General features: G+C 54.4%; 12 protein-coding genes and 6 tRNA genes. 1 reads left to right on the plus strand and 17 read right to left on the minus strand.

Going from position 1 to position 15,250, the window contains the following annotated elements:
* Positions 1 to 24: 24 nt before the first annotated feature.
* The 6 genes from AC0TOY_RS21860 to miaB all read right to left on the minus strand — a co-directional run bounded on the left by AC0TOY_RS21860 (position 25) and on the right by miaB (position 6,894).
* Positions 25 to 930, minus strand: a complete 906-nt coding sequence (locus tag AC0TOY_RS21860; protein ID WP_008501049.1) for an amino acid ABC transporter substrate-binding protein — start codon at positions 928 to 930, stop codon at positions 25 to 27.
* A 353-nt stretch (positions 931 to 1,283) separates the two neighbouring features.
* On the minus strand, positions 1,284 to 2,822 hold the full coding sequence (gene lnt / locus AC0TOY_RS21865; RefSeq protein ID WP_148769606.1) for an apolipoprotein N-acyltransferase: 1,539 nt from the start codon (positions 2,820 to 2,822) through the stop codon (positions 1,284 to 1,286).
* Positions 2,823 to 2,827: 5 nt separating this feature from the next.
* Positions 2,828 to 3,706 carry a CNNM family magnesium/cobalt transport protein CorC gene (corC, locus tag AC0TOY_RS21870; protein ID WP_021242574.1) on the minus strand — a complete coding sequence of 293 codons (879 nt, stop codon included), beginning with the start codon at positions 3,704 to 3,706 and terminating at the stop codon, positions 2,828 to 2,830.
* Between the two features lie 89 nt (positions 3,707 to 3,795).
* Positions 3,796 to 4,263: an rRNA maturation RNase YbeY gene (ybeY, locus tag AC0TOY_RS21875; protein ID WP_008501052.1), complete on the minus strand. Its 468-nt coding sequence runs from the start codon at positions 4,261 to 4,263 to the stop codon at positions 3,796 to 3,798.
* Positions 4,260 to 5,306 (minus strand): PhoH family protein, encoded by a 1,047-nt coding sequence (locus AC0TOY_RS21880; RefSeq protein ID WP_023310759.1) that lies wholly within the window; start codon positions 5,304 to 5,306, stop codon positions 4,260 to 4,262. Before AC0TOY_RS21880 ends, ybeY begins: the two co-directional genes overlap by 4 nt.
* Positions 5,307 to 5,469: 163 nt before the next feature.
* The gene (gene miaB / locus AC0TOY_RS21885) at positions 5,470 to 6,894 is read right to left on the minus strand and encodes a tRNA (N6-isopentenyl adenosine(37)-C2)-methylthiotransferase MiaB (protein ID WP_248272877.1); all 1,425 of its coding nucleotides are present in this window, start codon (positions 6,892 to 6,894) and stop codon (positions 5,470 to 5,472) included.
* A gap of 135 nt (positions 6,895 to 7,029) precedes the next feature.
* Here miaB and ubiF point away from each other — a divergent pair, with 135 nt between their 5' ends.
* Positions 7,030 to 8,205: a 3-demethoxyubiquinol 3-hydroxylase gene (gene ubiF, locus AC0TOY_RS21890; protein ID WP_061715753.1), complete on the plus strand. Its 1,176-nt coding sequence runs from the start codon at positions 7,030 to 7,032 to the stop codon at positions 8,203 to 8,205.
* A gap of 106 nt (positions 8,206 to 8,311) precedes the next feature.
* On the opposite strand, the gene AC0TOY_RS21895 is transcribed toward ubiF, so the two are convergent.
* From AC0TOY_RS21895 to nagB, 11 genes are all read right to left on the minus strand, one after another.
* A tRNA-Gln gene (locus tag AC0TOY_RS21895) sits at positions 8,312 to 8,386 on the minus strand.
* 37 nt (positions 8,387 to 8,423) lie between these two features.
* A tRNA-Gln gene (locus AC0TOY_RS21900) sits at positions 8,424 to 8,498 on the minus strand.
* A 41-nt stretch (positions 8,499 to 8,539) separates the two neighbouring features.
* Positions 8,540 to 8,616 (minus strand) — tRNA-Met (locus AC0TOY_RS21905).
* A gap of 17 nt (positions 8,617 to 8,633) precedes the next feature.
* Positions 8,634 to 8,708: transfer RNA gene (locus AC0TOY_RS21910), tRNA-Gln, on the minus strand.
* 23 nt (positions 8,709 to 8,731) lie between these two features.
* Positions 8,732 to 8,816 (minus strand) — tRNA-Leu (locus AC0TOY_RS21915).
* 8 nt (positions 8,817 to 8,824) lie between these two features.
* Positions 8,825 to 8,901 (minus strand) — tRNA-Met (locus AC0TOY_RS21920).
* Between the two features lie 226 nt (positions 8,902 to 9,127).
* Positions 9,128 to 10,792 carry an asparagine synthase B gene (asnB, locus tag AC0TOY_RS21925; RefSeq protein WP_014069343.1) on the minus strand — a complete coding sequence of 555 codons (1,665 nt, stop codon included), beginning with the start codon at positions 10,790 to 10,792 and terminating at the stop codon, positions 9,128 to 9,130.
* A 249-nt stretch (positions 10,793 to 11,041) separates the two neighbouring features.
* Positions 11,042 to 11,794 carry a ribonucleotide monophosphatase NagD gene (nagD, locus tag AC0TOY_RS21930; RefSeq protein WP_023310763.1) on the minus strand — a complete coding sequence of 251 codons (753 nt, stop codon included), beginning with the start codon at positions 11,792 to 11,794 and terminating at the stop codon, positions 11,042 to 11,044.
* 45 nt (positions 11,795 to 11,839) lie between these two features.
* The gene (nagC, locus tag AC0TOY_RS21935; RefSeq protein WP_024907025.1) at positions 11,840 to 13,060 is read right to left on the minus strand and encodes a DNA-binding transcriptional regulator NagC; all 1,221 of its coding nucleotides are present in this window, start codon (positions 13,058 to 13,060) and stop codon (positions 11,840 to 11,842) included.
* Positions 13,061 to 13,068: 8 nt separating this feature from the next.
* A complete protein-coding gene (gene nagA, locus AC0TOY_RS21940; protein WP_061715752.1) occupies positions 13,069 to 14,217 on the minus strand; it encodes an N-acetylglucosamine-6-phosphate deacetylase in 1,149 nt (382 codons plus the stop codon).
* A gap of 55 nt (positions 14,218 to 14,272) precedes the next feature.
* Positions 14,273 to 15,073, minus strand: a complete 801-nt coding sequence (gene nagB, locus AC0TOY_RS21945; protein WP_023310765.1) for a glucosamine-6-phosphate deaminase — start codon at positions 15,071 to 15,073, stop codon at positions 14,273 to 14,275.
* Positions 15,074 to 15,250 lie beyond the last annotated feature (177 nt).

Here is a 15,250-nt window from a genome sequence, read left to right on the forward strand (position 1 = left end):
GAGATCCCGCCCCTGTTGTTCTAATTAGTTAAGAGCCTTGTCATTTGGAGATTTGAACAGCGCTTTCATGTCGTCAGACAGTTCAAAATTCATGTTCAGGTTTTTAGGTGGAATCGGGTTCTTGAACCATTTGTCGAACCATTTTTCCGCTTCGCCAGAGGTCTGCACCTGAGCGATGGTGTCATCGATCAGCTTTTTGAACTGCGGATCGTCTTTACGCAGCATACAGCCGTAGGCTTCTTTCGACTGCGCGGTGCCGACGATATCCCAGTTGTCAGGTTTCTTCGCTTTCGCACGTTCGCCCGCCAGCAGGGCGTCATCCATCATAAACGCGACGGCACGACCGCTTTCCAGGGTACGGAAGGAGTCGCCATGGTCTTTCGCGCTGATGATGCGCATATCCATTTTTTTCTCGTCGTTCAGCTTGTGCAGCAGCACTTCTGACGTGGTACCGGAGGTGACAACAACCGCTTTACCTTTCAGATCAGCGAAGTCTTTAATCTCGCCGCCTTTCTTCGTCAGCAGGCGGGTGCCTACAACAAAGATGGTGTCAGAGAAGGCAGCCTGCTTCTGACGCTCGAGATTGTTGGTGGTGGAGCCACACTCGAAATCAAAGGTGCCGTTTTGCAGCAGTGGAATACGGTTCTGTGAAGTGATTGGGATCAGCTTCACCTGCAGGTCAGGTTTGTTCAGCTTTTTCTTCACGGCTTCAACGATAGCGTTGGAGTAATCCTGTGAATAACCCACGACTTTTTGCGTGTTGTCGTAGTAAGAGAACGGGACAGATGATTCACGGTGGCCGACCACGATGACGCCGTTTTTGGCAATCTTGTCGAGAGTGCTGCCTGCTGCAGGCGCATCTTCAGCGTGGACCACGCCAGCAGACATTCCCATAACCAGCATTGCTGTGGCCAGTTTACGTAATTGCATACCCAACTCCTTTTTTATCAGCGCCAGAGACGCATTGATACCCATTGTGATGTTGTTATATCTCGCGCAATGCGAGTGCAGTGTTATGCAAGCTTGTTAACATTTAGTCTGGCTTAATGTAAAGATTTTGCTGCGTTATTGTTTATTTTTGCGAAGCGCGCCGCACCATTCAGAGGCAAATATCTCCCGTTGCACCGTTTCGGTGCTACCGATGATCTACGCTGGTGCGACAAAGTTGCACGTTAAGCCAAACTGCGTTTACCTGAATAAACAAAGCAATAGGCGTGCCAGAATGGGAGTTTGGGAGGATTTACCGGGTAAGCGTCAGCGCCACCCGGCAACAGAAGGGAAGGTTATTTACGACGCTGACGCAGGCTCATCAGCACTGCGCCAAAGCCGAACAGCGTGGTCAGTATCCACAGCGACCAGTTGCCGGTACGGGCGTATGGCGTCAGTCCCGTGGTCGGCGTGACGTTAGCGGTCAGTACCTCACGGGTAAACTGCGGGATCATCGCCTGAATTTCACCCTGCGGACCAATCACGGCGGTGATGCCGTTGTTGGTGCTGCGCAGTAACGGACGCGCCAGCTCCAGGGAGCGCATACGTGCCATCTGGAAGTGCTGCCACGGGCCAATTGACTTACCAAACCAGGCATCGTTGGAGATGGTCAGCAGATAGTCCGTATCCGGGCGGAAGTTATCGCGCACCTGCTCGCCGAGAATGATTTCGTAGCAGATGGCCGGCGTCAGGGCAGCGCCGTGCGCGTGCAGCTGAGGCTGAACGTACGGTCCGCGGCTGAAGGAGGACATCGGCAAATCAAAGAACGGGGCCAGCGGGCGCAGAATCGATTCCAGCGGCACAAATTCACCAAATGGCACCAGGTGGTTCTTGTTGTACCGGTCAGTGGAGTGGTAGCTGTATTCGCTGTCTTTGCCGAGCGTAATGATGGTGTTGTAGGTGTCGTAGCGGTTCTGCTGATTCAGACGCGCATCGACAATCCCGGTGATAAGCGTGCTGCCGCGGGCCAGCAGCAGATCGTTCATCATGTTGAGGAACGGCTGCTGGTTAATTTCCAGATCGGGGATCGCAGACTCCGGCCAGATAATCAGCTGCGATTTACCCATCACCTCTTCGGTGGCGTTGGCATAGATCTTCAGCGTATTCAGCAGCTCTTTCTCGTCCCACTTCATGGACTGCGGGATATTCCCCTGCACCATGGAAACCCGCATGGCGCGATCGGGCTCAGGCGTGAACCACTGGATATAGCGCAGCGGGAAGGGCAGGGCGAACAGCACCAGCGCCACAGCCAGCGGTTTCCAGCCTCGCGTGACCAGCGCTAATACCAGCAGGCCGCTCACGACCATCAGCAGGAAGTTGATAGCTTCAACACCCATTACCGGTGCCAGGCCTTTCAGCGGGCCGTCAATCTGGCTGTAGCCGAACTGCAGCCACGGGAAGCCGGTCAGCACCCAACCGCGCAGGAACTCGGTTACCTGCCAGACCACCGGCGCGGCAATGGCGACGCGCAGCCAGTTGGTTTTGGGCCACAGGCGAGAAAGGATGCCGGCGAACAGACCGGTATAGAGCGAGAGATAGGCGGCGAGCAGTACCACCAGGAAGACGTTTACCGGGCCAGGCATACCGCCAAACTGGGCGATGCTGACGTAGACCCAGTTAATACCTGAGCCAAACAGCCCCAGCCCCCAGAAGTAGCCGATAGCGGCAGCCTGTACCGGACGACGGTTCAGGGTCAGACCCTGAAGCCCCATCAGGGAGAGAATGGCCGCGGGCCAGATATCGTAAGGAGAAAAAGCCAGCGTACCGCTGGCTCCGAGTAACAGCGCCAGCAGCAAACGGACGCGCTGGCGTTCAAGCAATGGGGCAAATGCCATTTACATTAATCTTCCAGTTTTGGCACCGGTGAGTCGTCCGGCGTTCTGACGTGAACCTGTATAATACGTCGGCTGTCGGCCATGGCTACTTTGAACTGGTAACCGTCGATGTCAACGGTCTCTCCACGCGCCGGGAGGTGGCCAAAGGCCTGCATCACCAGCCCGCCAATGGTATCGACCTCTTCATCGCTGAAGTGGGTTCCGAAGGCGTCGTTGAAGTCTTCGATGGAGGCCAGCGCGCGCACGGTCCAGGTGTGGCGGCTAAGCTGACGGAAGTCGATATCTTCTTCTTCGTCGTACTCGTCTTCGATTTCGCCCACGATCAGCTCAAGGATATCCTCGATCGTGACCAGACCGGAAACGCCACCAAATTCATCAATAACAATCGCCATGTGGTAACGCTGAGAGCGAAACTCTTTCAGCATCCGATCCACACGTTTACTTTCCGGCACAACCACGGCCTGGCGTAACACTTTTTCCATGCTGAAGGCTTCGGCATCGCTGCGCATAAACGGCAGCAGGTCTTTCGCCATCAAAATCCCTTCGATGTGATCTTTGTCTTCGCTGATGACCGGGAAACGCGAGTGGGCGGATTCGATGATCACATCGAGGCACTCGTCCAGCGTCTGGTTACGTTTCAGGGTGATCATCTGCGAGCGGGGGATCATGATATCGCGAACGCGCTGGTCGGCGATGTCCATTACCCCTTCGAGCATTTCGCGCGTATCTTCGTCGATAAGGTCGTTCTGCCCGGAATCACGAATCAGCTCCAGCAGTTCATCACGGTTTTTCGGTTCGCCGTGGAAAAGCTGGTTCAGAATGAGGGAGAAAAATCCCTTTTTACTGGTTGTCGTGTCGCTACTGTGTGAATTGTCGTCGCTCATGGCGTTTGTTAAGGGTTCTCTTGTTAGTTCAACGTTTACCGCCACGCGATGTCCTTTCGTGGCGGCAGGGGAGTCCGTCAGGTGACGGACTATTCTTTCTCGGCAATGTACGGATCCTCATAGCCCAGAGCAAGCATTATCTCTGTCTCGAGGGACTCCATCTCTTCCGCTTCGTCGTCTTCAATATGATCGTAGCCGAGCAGATGCAGGCTGCCGTGTACCACCATATGCGCCCAGTGGGCCTCAAGCGGCTTTTGCTGCTCTTTGGCTTCCTGCTCAACCACCTGACGGCAGATGATCAGATCGCCCAGCAGCGGCATCTCGATGCCCGGCGGCGCTTCGAACGGGAAAGAGAGCACGTTGGTCGGCTTATCTTTCCCGCGATAGGTCAGGTTAAGCTCATGGCTTTCCGCTTCATCCACCAGGCGAATCGTAACTTCTGATTCTTCCTGAAACTGAGGAATAACGGCATCCAGCCATTTCTGAAACTGTGCCTCATCTGGCATGCCGGAATTGTCTTCACAGGCCAGCTGTAAATCGAGGATCACCTGACTCATTTCTGTTCTTGCTCCTGCGCTTCGCGCTTACGTTCTGCGGCCAGTTCGGCCTTACGCTTCTGATCCGCCTCTTCCCAGGCTTCATAGGCATTAACGATACGCGCGACCACCGGGTGGCGTACCACGTCTTCACTGTGGAAGAAGTTAAAGCTGATTTCGTCGACCTCGGCCAGCACCTCAATGGCGTGGCGCAGACCGGATTTGGTACTGCGCGGCAGGTCAATCTGAGTGACGTCGCCGGTAATCACCGCCTTCGAGTTAAAGCCAATACGCGTCAGGAACATTTTCATCTGTTCAATGGTGGTGTTCTGGCTCTCATCGAGAATGATGAACGCATCGTTCAGCGTACGACCGCGCATGTAGGCGAGCGGGGCAACTTCGATAACGTTACGCTCAATGAGCTTCTCGACCTTCTCAAAGCCCAGCATTTCGAACAGCGCATCGTATAAAGGACGCAGATACGGGTCGACCTTCTGGCTCAGATCGCCTGGCAGGAAGCCCAGTTTTTCACCGGCTTCAACGGCAGGGCGGGTCAGCAGGATACGGCGGATTTCCTGACGCTCCAGCGCATCGACCGCCGCGGCAACGGCGAGATAGGTTTTACCCGTCCCCGCCGGACCCACCCCGAAGGTGATGTCGTGGTCGAGGATATTGGCGATGTACTGCGCCTGGTTTGGCGTACGCGGCTTAATGACACCACGTTTGGTCTTGATGTTAATGGCCTTGCCGTAGTCCGGTACGCTCTCCGCGCTCTGCTCAAGCACGCGCGCCTCTTTAATCGCGAGGTGGATCTGTTCCGGTTCGATATCTTGCGTTTCGCCGCGCATTGGGGCGGTATCAACATACAGGCTACGCAGAATATCCGCAGCGGCGTTGACGCAGATAGGGCGTCCGGTAAGTTTGAAATGATTATCGCGACGATTGATTTCGATACCCAGACGTCGCTCCAGTTGTTTGATATTGTCATCAAACGGCCCGCACAGGCTCAGCAGGCGAGCGTTGTCTGCTGGCTCAAGGCTAATTTCACGCGTATCTATGTTCAAACTGTTCCTCTTTAATTGGTTAACCGATCCGTTGCGACAGGACGTAATAAAACGGTCATTACCGAAATTATTCACGCCACAGAATAAAGGCGCAAGCGTTGCGGAAGATATTGGGGACGATGAGAGGAAATACAAGGCCTGCCGGAAGGGCAGGCCATGAGGATTAAGGCTGGTAAATCCCAACGCCAGAATCGTTTTCTTTTCGGGTGCGCGAGATTACGGATTCCGGTGACTCGGCAATGCGCAGGCCCATTTCGTCCTCGGTGCGTACCAGCTTCGCGCGCAGCGAGTTGGTCAGCACTTCAACAATCTCGACGTCTACGAATTTACCGATCATATCCGGGGTGCCTTCAAAGTTCACCACGCGGTTGTTCTCGGTACGACCGGACAGTTCCATAATGCTCTTGCGTGAGGTGCCTTCCACCAGAATGCGCTGAACGGTGCCGAGCATGCGACGGCTCCAGGCGTTGGCCTGCTGAAGGATACGCTCCTGCAGAATATACAGACGCTGTTTCTTCTCTTCTTCCGGAACATCGTCAACCATATCGGCCGCCGGTGTTCCAGGACGCGCAGAGAAAATGAAGCTATAGCTGACGTCAAAATTCACTTCACCGATGAGCTTCATGGTGCGCTCGAAGTCATCAGCGGTTTCGCCAGGGAAGCCGACGATAAAGTCGGAGCTAATCTGGATATCCGGACGCGCTTCACGCAGCTTGCGGATGGTGGACTTGTACTCCAGCACCGTATGCGGACGGCCCATCAGGTTCAGCACGCGGTCAGAGCCGCACTGAATCGGCAGGTGCAGGAAGCTCACCAGCTCTGGCGTATCGCGATAGACGTCAATAATGTCGTCGGTAAATTCCATCGGATGGCTGGTGGTAAAGCGAATGCGGTCGATACCGTCAATCGCGGCCACCAGACGCAGCAGTTCGGCAAAGCTGCCGGTGGTGCCGTCGTAGTTTTCCCCGCGCCAGGCGTTAACGTTCTGGCCCAGCAGGTTCACTTCGCGAACGCCCTGCGCGGCAAGCTGTGCGATTTCAAACAGAATGTCATCTGCCGGGCGGCTGACCTCTTCACCACGGGTGTACGGTACCACGCAGTAAGTACAGTATTTGTTGCAGCCTTCCATGATCGAGACGAAGGCGGTCGGGCCATCGGCGCGCGGCTCAGGCAGACGGTCAAACTTTTCGATTTCCGGGAAGCTGACGTCAACGACCGGGCTGCGGTTGCCGCGAACCTGATTGATCATCTCGGGCAGGCGGTGCAGGGTCTGAGGGCCAAAGACAATATCCACATACGGGGCTCTCTGGCGGATCAGCTTGCCTTCCTGCGACGCAACGCAGCCACCCACGCCGATGATCAGGTCCGGATTTTTTCGCTTGAGAAGCTTCCAGCGGCCTAACACGTGAAAGACTTTTTCCTGCGCTTTTTCACGAATCGAACAGGTGTTCAGCAGCAGCACGTCCGCTTCTTTCACATTTTCTGTCAGCTGGTATCCGTGGGTTGAATCCAGCAGATCGGCCATCTTGGATGAATCGTATTCGTTCATCTGACAGCCCCAGGTTTTTATATGGAGTTTTTTAGTCATCGACTTGCTCAGCTCAGGATTGCAAGCCGCGTATTGTAATGCTTTGGTGGGGTTGTGACCAGTATGAAGGTTATGTGTCTCAGGACCGCAAAAATCCGGTAAACTTAAGGGATTCTCCAATAAGGAAAATTGACCATGACACTCCTACACACCGAAGTTGCCGTTGTCGGCGGCGGTATGGTCGGCGGCGCGCTGGCGCTGGGGCTGGCGCAGCAGGGATTTGAGGTAACGGTAATCGAACAGGCGGCTCCGCCGGCCTTCGATCCCGCCAGCAAACCGGATGTGCGCATTTCCGCGATCAGCGCGGCTTCCGTCGATCTGCTGCGCGGGCTGGGCGTCTGGGAGGCGGTGCTGGCAATGCGCGCCCATCCTTACAGCCGTCTTGAAACCTGGGAGTGGGAAAATGCCCACGTTGCGTTTGATGCCGCTGAGCTGAAGCTGCCGCGCCTGGGTTATATGGTGGAAAACAACGTGCTCCAGCTGGCGCTCTGGCAGGCGCTGGAGACACATCCGAAGGTGACGCTGCGTTTTCCGGCCTCGATTAAGGCACTGCATCCTCACGAGAGCGGCTATCTACTGACGCTCGACAGCGGCGATGAACTGGCCGTGAAGCTGGTCGTTGGGGCGGACGGCGCTAACTCGCAGGTCAGACAGATGGCGGGTATCGGGGTTCATGCCTGGCAGTACGAGCAGTCCTGCATGTTGATTACCGTCGAGTGCGAGAATGCACCGGGAGAAAGCACCTGGCAGCACTTTACGCCGAACGGTCCGCACGCCTTTTTACCGCTGTTTGATAATTGGGCGTCGCTGGTGTGGTACGACAAACCGGCGCGTATTCGCCAGCTGCAGGGGCTTTCAATGGAACAATTGCAGCGGGAAATCCGCCTGCACTTCCCGAGCCGCCTGGGCAACGTTACGCCGGTCGCCGCCGGGGCGTTCCCACTCACGCGCCGTCACGCTTTGCAGTATGCCCGTGAAGGGCTGGCGCTGGTGGGCGATGCGGCACACACCATTCATCCGCTGGCCGGGCAGGGTGTGAACCTGGGATATCGCGACGTCGATGCGTTACTGGATGTGCTGGGCAGCGCCCGCGGACACGCGGAAAACTGGGCCAGCCATCAGGTGCTAAAGCGTTACCAGACGCGGCGAATGGCGGACAATTTCATCATGCAGTCGGGAATGGATCTGTTCTATGCCGGGTTCAGCAATGACCTGGCCCCGGTGCGCATTCTGCGTAATATTGGCCTGATGGCAGCGGAACGCGCCGGTGGTCTGAAGCGTCAGGCCCTGAAGTACGCCCTCGGACTCTAAACTTTTTTCCCTCTCCCCGTGGGAGAGGGCCAGGGTGAGGGCATCAGGCCGCACAATTCTGTACAAAAACAAAAAAGCCCGCAGAGCGGGCTTTTTTGTTACTAAGTGGCTGGGGTGCAGGGATTCGAACCCCGGAATGCTGGTATCAGAAACCAGAGCCTTACCGCTTGGCGACACCCCAATTGCGTTAAACAAACTGCTTAACGACTTTTTTAAATTGGCTGGGGTACGAGGATTCGAACCTCGGAATGCCGGAATCAGAATCCGGTGCCTTACCGCTTGGCGATACCCCAACAATTTTTTTCATTACCGAACAACATCGATAATCTAAATTTGGTGGCTACGACGGGATTCGAACCTGTGACCCCATCATTATGAGTGATGTGCTCTAACCAACTGAGCTACGTAGCCAGTACTGCAATCTTCGATGGCTGGGGTACCTGGATTCGAACCAGGGAATGCCGGTATCAAAAACCGGTGCCTTACCGCTTGGCGATACCCCATCCGTGCAACGCTTACCCGGGAATGGTGCGGGAGGCGAGACTTGAACTCGCACACCTTGCGGCGCCAGAACCTAAATCTGGTGCGTCTACCAATTTCGCCACTCCCGCAAAAAAGATGGTGGCTACGACGGGATTCGAACCTGTGACCCCATCATTATGAGTGATGTGCTCTAACCAACTGAGCTACGTAGCCATCTTTTTTCGCGTTACCTTATCGGCGTTGCGGGGCGCATTATGCGTATAGACCCTTGCAGCGTCAACACCTTTTTCAACGAAAATAGCCGGAATGTGACTGTTTGGTTAGGTTGCGAACAGCGTGACCGAATATTCGGCAATTATTGGTTATTAATCGTTTTTAGCTGTGCAAAAGCGGGGCAAAAAAAATCAGGCCCCGCAGGGCCTGATGATGAAATACGCGATTATTTGTAGGCTGACTGGTGAACGCCTACTGCACGTCCTGACGGATCGTTCATGGATTTGAACGATTCATCCCATTCAATCGCTTTGGCAGACGAGCAGGCGACGGACGGGCCACCCGGCACACACTCCGCAGCGCTCGGTACCGGGAACAATTCTTCAAAAATTTCACGGTAGAGATATGCTTCTTTCGAACCCGGCGTGTTGTACGGGAAGCGGAAGCTTGCGGTTTCCAGCTGTTGGTCAGAAACCTGTTTCGCCGCGACCTCTTTCAGGGTGTCGATCCAGCTATAACCTACGCCATCAGAGAACTGCTCTTTCTGACGCCACGCCACGCTCGCCGGCAGGTAGGATTCAAAACATTCACGCAGGATATGTTTTTCCATTTTACCGTTGCCGCACATCTTGTCCTGCGGGTTGATGCGCATCGCCACGTCGAGGAATTTCTTATCCAGGAACGGCACGCGCGCTTCCACGCCCCAGGCGGACATCGCTTTGTTGGCACGTGCACAGTCGAACATGTGCAGCGCCTGCAGTTTACGCACGGTCTCTTCGTGCAGCTCTTTGGCATTCGGCGCTTTGTGGAAGTACAGGTAGCCGCCAAACACTTCGTCCGAACCTTCACCGGAGAGCACCATCTTGATGCCCATCGCTTTGATCTTACGTGACATCAGGTACATCGGGGTCGAGGCGCGGATGGTGGTCACGTCATAGGTTTCAATGTGATAGATCACATCGCGGATCGCATCCAGACCTTCCTGCACGGTGAAGTGAATTTCATGGTGCACGGTGCCGAGGTGGTTTGCCACTTCCTGCGCGGCTTTCAGGTCAGGTGCGCCTTCCAGGCCCACGGCAAAGGAGTGCAGCTGTGGCCACCAGGCTTCTGAGCGCTCCTGATCTTCCACGCGACGGGCCGCGAATTTCTTGGTGATCGCGGAGATCACGGAGGAGTCCAGACCGCCGGAGAGCAGCACGCCGTAAGGCACGTCTGACATCAGGTGGCTTTTCACAGAATCTTCCAGCGCCTGACGCAGCTCGGCTTTGTCCGTGACGTTGTCTTTTACCGCGTCGAAATCGAACCAGTCACGCTGATAATATTGACGGATCTCGCCGTCTTTACTCCACAGGTAGCTGCCTGCCGGGAACTCTTTGATAGTGCGGCAGACCGGTACCAGGGCTTTCATTTCAGAGGCAACGTAGAAGTTGCCATGCTCATCGTGGCCCATGTACAGCGGGATAATGCCGATATGGTCGCGGCCAATCAGGTAAGCGTCTTTTTCGCTGTCGTACAGCGCGAAGGCGAACATACCCTGCAGGTCGTCCAGGAACTCAGGCCCTTTCTCCTGATACAGCGCCAGGATCACTTCACAGTCAGAACCGGTCTGGAACGCGTAGCGGTCGCCGTATTCGGCGCGCAGCGCCTGGTGGTTGTAGATCTCACCGTTGACAGCCAGCGCGTGCGTTTTTTTCTCGTTATACAGCGGCTGTGCACCGGCGTTGACGTCAACAATAGACAGACGTTCGTGAGCCAGAATCGCTTTGTCACTGGCGTAAACGCCTGACCAGTCCGGTCCGCGATGGCGCATCAGGCGGGACAGTTCGAGTGCCTTTTTACGCAGTTCGCCTGCGTCAGTTTTAATATCCAGTACGCCAAAAATTGAACACATAACCTTCTCCGTTAACCCTGTTGCTTTGTAATGTTGCTTGCTTATGAAAATGCCGCAAAGGGGCAGGGCGCGCAAGCGTTTTACGGGTGAAAACGGAAATAGTGCAATGGCGGTTGCCGATCTGTGAAAAATGCATATGTCATGAGCGCTTTTATTGATGATTATGCAATGAAAGTGCTTTTCCGTTAGATGTAGTTGTGTTTTACAGGCGAGAAAATAAAAAACCACGCCCTGAGGCGTGGTTCGGAATCAGATAATGTCGATTTCGTCGACGGAGGGGTAAATCCAGCTTGGCCGGAACGGCATCGAATCAATGTCATCAAGCTGAGAGACGCCAGAGAGGACCAGAATCGTCTCCAGACCCGCCTGGAAACCGGCCAGAATATCGGTGCGCAGGTTGTCGCCAACAATAACGGTTTCTTCAGAGTGGGCCTGCATTTTGTTCAGTGCGGCACGAATGATCCACGGGCTCGGTTTCCCGACAACGAACGGCTGACGACCAGAGATTTTTTCGATACCGGCACACAGCGCGCCGCAGGCCGGATAAAAACCGCGGCCGTGGGTATCCGGATTGGTAGCGATAAAGCGCGCACCGCTGGCGACAAAGTATGCAGCTTTATGCATCATCTCCCAGTTAAAGGATCGCGTTTCGCCAACAATTACAAAGTCCGGGTTGACGTCGGTGATGGTAAAGCCCGCTTTGTATAGCTCATGGATCAGCGCACCTTCACCCACCACGTAGGCTTTTTTCCCTTCCTGACGCTTCAGAAAATCCGCCGTGGCCATCGCCGAGGTATAAAACACGCTGTCCGGGACGTCGACACCCGCCGTGGCAAAGCGGTTTGCCAGATCCTGACCGGTCTGAGAAGGGTAGTTCGTGAGAAGAACCAGAGGCATTCCTTTGTCGATGATGCGGTGAAGAAACTCCGCAGCACCCGGCACGGCAACGTTGTCGTGCATCAGCACGCCGTCGATATCACAAATTACATTCTTAATGGTCATGGACAGTCCGACATTAAAAAAAGAAGGCGTTACTATAAGGTCCGATCAACTTTCCAGCAAATGCTGCAGCAGAATTCCGTTGAGCATGGCGCGTTTGACCAGCGCGAACGCGCCAATCGCCGAGCGATGGTCAAGCTTTGAACGAACCACCGGAAGATTCTGGCGGAATGCTTTCAGCGCCTGGGTGTTAATACAGCCTTCAATCGCGGGGAGCAGCACCTTTTCCGCTTCCACAATTTCACCGGCGATCACCACTTTTTGTGGGTTAAACAGGTTAATGGCGATGGCGATAGTTTTCCCCAGATGGCGCCCCACCTGCTCGATTACTTCACAGGCCAGCGCGTCGCCTTTATTAGCGGCTTTGCAGATGGTGCCTATTTTGCAGTCGTCCAGCGTGACGCGGCTTTGGTAACCCTGTTCAAGCAGATGGCGGACGCGCTGCTCGATGGCCGTGTTGGCGGCGATGGTTTCAAGACAGCCGAAATTGCCGCAGTGGCAGCGCTCCCCAAGGGGCTCAACCTGAATGTGGCCAATCTCACCGACGTTACCGTTGCGACCAATAAAAATACGGCCGTTAGAGATAATGCCCGCGCCCGTTCCGCGGTGAACGCGCACCAGAATAGAGTCTTCACAGTCCTGACTCGCACCAAAGTAGTGCTCCGCCAGCGCCAGCGAGCGAATATCGTGGCCCACAAAGCAGGTCACTTTAAAACGCTTTTCCAGCGCATCGACCAGCCCCCAGTTTTCAACCGGAATGTGCGGCATATAGCGGATCACGCCGCTTTCCGGGTCGACCAGGCCGGGCAGAATTACGGAGATAGCGATGAGTTCGCGGATCTTGCGCTGACAGCTTTCAATAAACTGCGCGATGGTATTCAGCAGCGCATGCTCCAGCGTCTCCTGGGTGCGCTCCGGAAGAGGGTAGTGCTCTTCCGCGATGGCTTTACTGCTCAGATCGTATAGCGTGAGCGTGGTGTCATGACGGCCCAGACGGACGCCAATTGCCTGAAAATTACGGGTTTCAGTAATAATGGAGATGGCGCGACGGCCTCCGGTGGAGGCCTGCTGATCGACTTCTTTGATCAGACCGCGCTCAATAAGCTGGCGGGTAATTTTTGTCACGCTGGCGGGTGCAAGCTGGCTTTGTTCGGCTATCTGAATTCGCGAGATGGGGCCGTGTTGGTCAATCAGGCGATATACCGCCGCACTGTTAAGTTGTTTAACGAGATCGACATTACCGATTTGAGCTTGTCCGCCAGGTGTCATACTTTTACTTACTCAGTGACGACCTCGTTACCATTAACGATGGTCTTAATAATTTTATAATCGTGTGTGAATGCCGTCAGGTTTGCAACCATACCTGGTGCAATTCCGCCGAGCTGTTTATCCACGCCCATTGCGCGAGCCGGATAAAGGGTTGCCATACGCAGGACTTCCTCAAGCGCAATCCCGCAATGCTCAACCAGGTTACGCACCCCTTCAATCATGGTCAAAGAGGAACCACTCAGCGTACCGTTTTCATCAACACACAGTCCATTGCGGTAGTATATTGTTTTACCGGCAAAAATGAACTGCTCAATATTTGCACCTGCCGGTGCAGTGGCATCCGTCACCAGACAAAGCTTGTCACCTTTCAGCCGCTTAGCATTGCGAATGTTGGTGTAATCAACGTGTAAGCCGTCAGCAATAATACCGCAGTAGACGTCTGGCTCATCCAGAATCGCCCCGACCAGACCCGGTTCACGGCCTGTGATATATGGCATGGCGTTGTAAAGGTGCGTCGCGAAGGTAATGCCCGCGCGGAAACCGGCTTTCGCTTCTTTCAGCGTCGCGTTTGAGTGACCGGCTGAAACGATAATCCCGGCGGCAGCAAGTTTGCTGATGACATCCGTACCCGTCATTTCAGGTGCCAGCGTCACTTTGGTGATCACATCGGCGTTGGCACACATGTAGTCAACCAGCTCCGCATCAGGCTTACGCACGTAATTCGGGTTATGCGTTCCTTTCTTGACCATGTTCAGCCATGGCCCTTCAAGGTGCAGACCCAGCGCCTGATTAGGATGTTTGGCCAGATATTCACGCATCACACGGATACCCTGCTTCATGAGGTCATCACTGCTGGTGATGAGCGTTGGCAGATAGCTGGTGCAGCCCGATTTCTCATTGGCTTTTTGCATGATCTCCAGCGTTTCGACCGTTACCGCCTCGGCGGTATCATTGAATTGCACACCGCCGCAGCCGTTGAGCTGAACGTCGATGAAACCGGGGGAGATTACTGCTCCATTGAGTGAGCGCTGTTCAATCTCCGGCGGCAGTTCTGCCAGCGGGCAAACACGTTCAATCAGGCCATCAGCGATAACAATCGCATGGTCATCCAGAATTTCATGGCCGGTATAAATCCGACCGTGGGTTAAAGCGTACATAACGACCCCCGGTTAAAAAAAGCGGCCGCCTCCTGATGAAGAGGCGGTTATTCAATTACAGACCTTTGATATTCTCGGCTTCTAACTCGTTGAAGTATTTCAGCGTTTTTACCTTCAGCTCCATCGTGGACGGTTCGTCACAGACGATGACGGATTTCGGATGCAGCTGCAGGCAGCTGATGGTCCACATATGGTTAACGTTGCCTTCAACGGCAGCCTGGAGCGCCTGCGCTTTCACGCCGCCCAGCACCAGAATCATCACTTCTTCGGCATCCAGCAGGGTGCCTACGCCTACGGTCAGGGCGTATTTTGGAACCTGGTTAACATCGCCGTCAAAGAAGCGGGAGTTTGCCACGCGCGTGTCATGGGTCAGCGTTTTAATACGGGTGCGGGAAGCCAGAGATGACGCCGGTTCGTTAAACGCGATATGACCATCATTACCTACACCACCCATGAACAGGTGGATCTTACCGTAAGAACGGATTTTTTCTTCATACTGACGGCATTCTGCGTCAATATCCGGCGCGTTTCCATTCAGCAGGTTAATATTTTCAGATGGAATATCAACGTGATCAAAGAAATTGCGGTGCATAAAGCTATGGTAGCTTTCCGGGTGGTCTTTCGGTAAGCCAACGTATTCATCCATATTGAAGGTGACAACATGTTTGAAGCTAACCTGGCCTGCTTTATGCATCTCAACCAGCGCCTTATAGGCTGTCAGCGGCGTGCCGCCTGTTGGAAGTCCAAGAACGAAAGGACGATCGGCAGTCGGCTTGAATGCGTTAATGCGGTTTACGATATGGCGAGCGGCCCATTTACCAACTTGTTCAGCAGTTGCCAGGGGAATCAGTCTCATTGTTCACCTCGAGAGTTAAAGTAGAAGAGTGGGCGGATGGCTATCGGAACCTGATACTTAAGCGTAACCTGGAAACTTTCAGGCCGGATCAATCCGTCTTGATTTTTTGAATGATAAAATAAGTTTTCGCTGTTAGCCAGTATAAGGGAGGGTGAATAACGATATTTGGTGACAAAA

Source organism: Enterobacter sp. PL_is379 (assembly GCF_055817355.1).

Coding starts and splice junctions, on each gene's coding strand:
- miaB (WP_248272877.1), bottom strand. CDS start 6,894: ATGACTAAAAAACTCCATATAAAAACCTGGGGCTGTCAGATGAACGAA.
- ubiF (WP_061715753.1), top strand. CDS start 7,030: ATGACACTCCTACACACCGAAGTTGCCGTTGTCGGCGGCGGTATGGTC.
- nagC (WP_024907025.1), bottom strand. CDS start 13,060: ATGACACCTGGCGGACAAGCTCAAATCGGTAATGTCGATCTCGTTAAA.
- nagB (WP_023310765.1), bottom strand. CDS start 15,073: ATGAGACTGATTCCCCTGGCAACTGCTGAACAAGTTGGTAAATGGGCC.
- asnB (WP_014069343.1), bottom strand. CDS start 10,792: ATGTGTTCAATTTTTGGCGTACTGGATATTAAAACTGACGCAGGCGAA.
- AC0TOY_RS21860 (WP_008501049.1), bottom strand. CDS start 930: ATGCAATTACGTAAACTGGCCACAGCAATGCTGGTTATGGGAATGTCT.
- corC (WP_021242574.1), bottom strand. CDS start 3,706: ATGAGCGACGACAATTCACACAGTAGCGACACGACAACCAGTAAAAAG.
- ybeY (WP_008501052.1), bottom strand. CDS start 4,263: ATGAGTCAGGTGATCCTCGATTTACAGCTGGCCTGTGAAGACAATTCC.
- nagA (WP_061715752.1), bottom strand. CDS start 14,217: ATGTACGCTTTAACCCACGGTCGGATTTATACCGGCCATGAAATTCTG.
- nagD (WP_023310763.1), bottom strand. CDS start 11,794: ATGACCATTAAGAATGTAATTTGTGATATCGACGGCGTGCTGATGCAC.
- lnt (WP_148769606.1), bottom strand. CDS start 2,822: ATGGCATTTGCCCCATTGCTTGAACGCCAGCGCGTCCGTTTGCTGCTG.